The following is a 4,299-nucleotide window of genomic DNA, read 5'->3' on the forward strand; positions in this document are numbered from 1 at the left end:
CCCATACTCTGCTTATATGGATAAAAAGGAAGCATCGAGTTTCCATGAGAGCATCTCTTCATCTTTTGAAGGAATCGGTGCTGAGATACAGGAGCAGGATGGAAAAATTATGGTCGTCTCACCGATAAAAGGGTCTCCAGCAGAAAAAGCAGGGATAAAACCTAATGACATTATTTTAAGTGTTGACGGTAAAAGCGTTGAAGGATTAAGCTCTTCTGAAGCTGTCCTGAAAATCAGAGGTGAAAAAGGAACGAAAGTGGAACTATCTATCTCAAGAGCTGGTGAATCGGAACCGATTGATCTTACGATTAAGCGTGATACCATTCCAATTGAAACAGTTTATTCCGAAATGCTTGATGATGGAGTTGCCAAAATCCAGGTAACTAGTTTTTCTGAGCATACTGTTCAAGAGCTGGAAACAGCGCTTAATGATATGTCCAAGAAAGATATGAAAGGCCTTATCTTAGACTTGCGTGGTAACCCTGGTGGATTACTCGACCAAGCTATAGATATGGCAAGCTTGTTTATTCCAAATGGGGAAGTAGTTCTTCAAGTTGAGGATCGCAGCGGGAAAAAAGAAGTCTTTAAATCGAAGAATAATGGAGAGATAAAGATTCCAGTAGTCGTATTGATTGATGATGGCAGTGCAAGTGCATCTGAAATTGTCGCAGCGGCTGTCAGTGAATCGGCGGATATTCCTTTAATAGGTGTTAAATCATTTGGGAAAGGAACTGTGCAAACAGCCGAAGACTTCGATGATGGATCTAACTTTAAATACACGGCTGCAAAATGGCTGACTCCTGAAGGTAATTGGATTCATAAAAAAGGAATCAAGCCGGATATTAAAGTGAATCTTCCTGATTATGCCAGCCTTCCATATATTTCGCCGGATAAGGAATTGAAAGCATCTGATTCTTCCAGTGAAGTAAAGGCAGCTGAAGAAATGCTGAAAGCAGCAGGCTATAATCCAGGTAAGATAGATGGATTCTTTGATGAAGAAACAACAAATGCCGTTAAAGAATTCCAAAAAGAACAAAAGGTTAAAGAAACAGGTATTATCAAAGACGATACAACCGTGAAATTAATGCAGGTCATCCGGGAGAAAATCCTTGAAAATGATACACAAGTGAAAAAAGCAGTGGAAGTTTTAAAGAAGGAAATCAAATAATTTGAGTATAAACAGCCTGTCAGCGATTACCGTTGACAGGCTGTTTATCGTTAATTGCATAATACTTCAATATAAGGGGAAAATATGGTTACTTTTACCGATGAGGTGAGGATATGAAAGAGAAGGTACTGTTCATATGTTTAATTATCTTAATGCTGGCTGGTTGTTCATATTCGCCTGTTCCCCAACTAAATAAGAATAAAAATACGGAAAAAAACCTTTCCAAAGAAGAGAGCCAAGAAAATATGAAAACATTTCTATTGATTGGTGTCGATTCTCGTGGAGAGGAGGATTCTCGGGCAGATGCTGTGATACTAGCACGCTACTTTCCTCAGCAGCAGAAGCTAAAACTGGCTTCTATTATGCGTGATAGTTATGTGAAAATACCGGGTTATAAATACGGATATAACAAAATAAATGCTGCTTATTATTATGGTGGCAGTGAACTACTTAAGAAAACAATACAAGAAAATTTTGATGTTAAAGTCGATCATGTTGCAGTAATTGATTTTAAGGGATTCGTAAAGATGGTTGACCTACTTGCCCCAGATGGTGTGATGGTAGATGTGAATCAGGAAATTATTGATGATATGAGCATTGAAGCCAGCACCGGTAAAAATGTATTACATGGTGAGGAAATATTGAAATATGTCCGTTTCCGACATGATGATGAAAGTGATTTTGGACGGGTTGCGCGTCAACAGGAAGTATTAGTTCAATTAAAAACGGGATTTATTAATCAAATCTCATCCTTTGAAGGGATGGTCGCCCTACCTAGTATTATTGAAAAAGGGATGTCCTACCTAGATACGGATATTGGGATGAAAACGATTATGGAAATGGGCTCTCAAGTTGTCTTCCAATCCCCAGATTCTGTAGAAACCTTAAGGATTCCAGTTGAAGGAAGCTATAAAGATGAAATATATCCCCAATCTGGAGCGGTTTTGAAAATGGACTACACTAAAAATAAGGAGGCACTTCAAGAATTTTTTTCAAGGTAAGAAGTGCTGATCACTATTTGTTAATATTTAATCAATTTTTTGAAAAATTAAGCTTGATTTAATAATATAGAATCTTTTATAAAGAACCTCGCAAGAATAAATATAAATATCATAGTAAAATGAACGAGGCGAAATCACATATGCGATTCCGCCTCGTTATGATTAGTTTCATCTAAAAGATGAAACCTGGCTCAATTGACAAAAAGCGGAATGTTTTTCACATAGTCTGGTGAAATAATACCGTTTTCTGTTATGATGCTCGTGATTAGATGATTCGGTGTGACGTCAAAGGCTGGATTGAATGTCTTTACATTATCTGGGGCTATCTTTACTCCCTGAATGAAGGTAATCTCGTCCCCATTCCGCTCCTCAATCGGGATGGATGTGCCAGATTCAAGGGAAAGGTCGAAAGTGCTTGAAGGAGCGGCCACATAGAATGGGATACCGTAATGATTAGCTAATATTGCCAATCCCAAGGTCCCGATTTTATTAGCAGTATCTCCGTTTGCCGCAATCCTATCAGCACCAACTATAATGCCATTGATTTGTTTATGATGAATGGTATGAGCAGCCATATTGTCAGAGATTAAAGTGACGTCCACTCCAGATTGCATTAGTTCCCAAGCAGTCAAACGTGCCCCTTGCAGGACAGGTCTTGTTTCACATGCATATACCTTTATCGGAAAGGATCTTTCTTTCGCTAGATGGAAGGGAGCCAAGGCTGTACCATAGCGAGCAGTGGCAATTCCCCCAGCGTTGCAATGCGTTAATATGGAATCTCCTTCAGCAAATAAGGATAAACCATGTTCCCCGATTTTTCGGCACATTTCTTCATCTTCTGTAAAGATTGCTTTTGCTTCCAGTATAAGTGCCTCTTTGGCAGTTGGAATACTCTTGGCTGCTTGCAAAATGTTTTCCATCCTTTTTAACGCCCAAAAAAGGTTGACTGCAGTAGGGCGTGAAGAAGCTAGTTTTTTAATATGTTTAGTTACATTTTGTTTGAATTCCCCTAAATCAGTTGAACCATCCTGATTCGCTCCAAGTGCGACACCGAATGCTGCAGTTAGACCAATTGCTGGGGCACCGCGGACCTTTAATGTCAAAATGCTGTTAAATACATCCTCAACGGAATAAAGTTTAATGAATTCTGTAATTGTAGGTAAGGCCTGTTGATTTAATAAAGTTATATGAGTATCATCCCATTGAACGGAATAAGGTAAGGCTGTTGTCGTCGTCATATGTAGTTCTCCTTTTAAAGGGTTGAATAAGTAGGCAGTGTATGTTGCTTCAATGCTTCAATCACAGCTGGAACATCTAATTCTTCCCTTTTTTTAATTAAAAAAGCACCAATTTTCAATGTAGCCGTTTTGGCAGCGATTCTTGTTTCTTTATCTTCAATAACATTTAAATCTGCAACATGAGATAAGCCTATTGTTCTCCGAATCAGCTCACAGCCAGCAAAACCATATGCATCTTTTCTGAATTTAGTGAGCACATATGATAGATAACCATTTACTTGACGAAACGGACTTTTGTTTTGGGTATTCCAAAGACTAGTATATGTCTCTTCAAAAGTATCCCAAAATTCTTGGAGGTGTGTGAAAATTTCCTCTTTTCCAGCGGGATTACGTGTAACTGCCTGGAATAGAAGGTTTGCTGTGTATTGGCCAAGATCAAACCCAACTGGTCCATAAAAAGCGAATTCAGGATCAATAATCTTCGTTTCGGTATCACTTGCAAATATACTTCCCGTATGTAAATCTCCATGAAGTAAGGCTTCCTGTTCGGTTTCAAAGCTTTGTTTCAGCTTAGCGACTTCAAGTATTACTTCTTGATCATTCCAAATGCTTTTGGCAGCATCCGTCAATTCTACTTCATACTCACCCGGTAGTTCTTCAAAAAAAGGATCCGTGAAAACAAAAACTTCAGTAATTTTGCAGAGTTCAGGATTCGTGAAGTTTCGGGCCACTTCTTTTTTCGCAGACGGTTCTAAATGCAAATCAGATGTGTAAAATGCCGTTTTCGCAACATACTCACCAATATGTTGAGATAGTAATGGAAATTGATCGCCATCGATTAAGCCTGTTCTCGCAATTTTTAAGTGTGAGAGGTCTTCCATGATTGTGATAG

The 4,299-nt window shown here is 38.7% G+C and carries 4 protein-coding genes; 2 read left to right on the forward strand and 2 right to left on the reverse strand.

Features of this window, described 5'->3' with window-relative positions:
• On the forward strand, positions 1-1,168 hold a 1,168-nt coding region (locus AC1DUW_RS21950; RefSeq protein WP_477643454.1), incomplete at its 5' end, for a S41 family peptidase.
• A gap of 113 nt (positions 1,169-1,281) precedes the next feature.
• Positions 1,282-2,169 (forward strand): LCP family protein, encoded by an 888-nt coding sequence (locus tag AC1DUW_RS21955; RefSeq protein WP_053346595.1) that lies wholly within the window; start codon positions 1,282-1,284, stop codon positions 2,167-2,169.
• A 191-nt stretch (positions 2,170-2,360) separates the two neighbouring features.
• Here the strand turns inward: AC1DUW_RS21955 and mtnA are convergent, their stop codons facing one another.
• The gene (gene mtnA / locus AC1DUW_RS21960; protein ID WP_053346594.1) at positions 2,361-3,407 is read right to left on the reverse strand and encodes an S-methyl-5-thioribose-1-phosphate isomerase; all 1,047 of its coding nucleotides are present in this window, start codon (positions 3,405-3,407) and stop codon (positions 2,361-2,363) included.
• A gap of 14 nt (positions 3,408-3,421) precedes the next feature.
• Positions 3,422-4,299: S-methyl-5-thioribose kinase (gene mtnK, locus AC1DUW_RS21965; protein WP_477643455.1), on the reverse strand; the 878-nt coding region annotated here is incomplete at its 5' end.

The sequence above is a fragment of the Peribacillus sp. P4_C12 genome (assembly GCF_056402095.1).

Coding starts and splice junctions, on each gene's coding strand:
- AC1DUW_RS21955 (WP_053346595.1), top strand. CDS start 1,282: ATGAAAGAGAAGGTACTGTTCATATGTTTAATTATCTTAATGCTGGCT.
- mtnA (WP_053346594.1), bottom strand. CDS start 3,407: ATGACGACGACAACAGCCTTACCTTATTCCGTTCAATGGGATGATACT.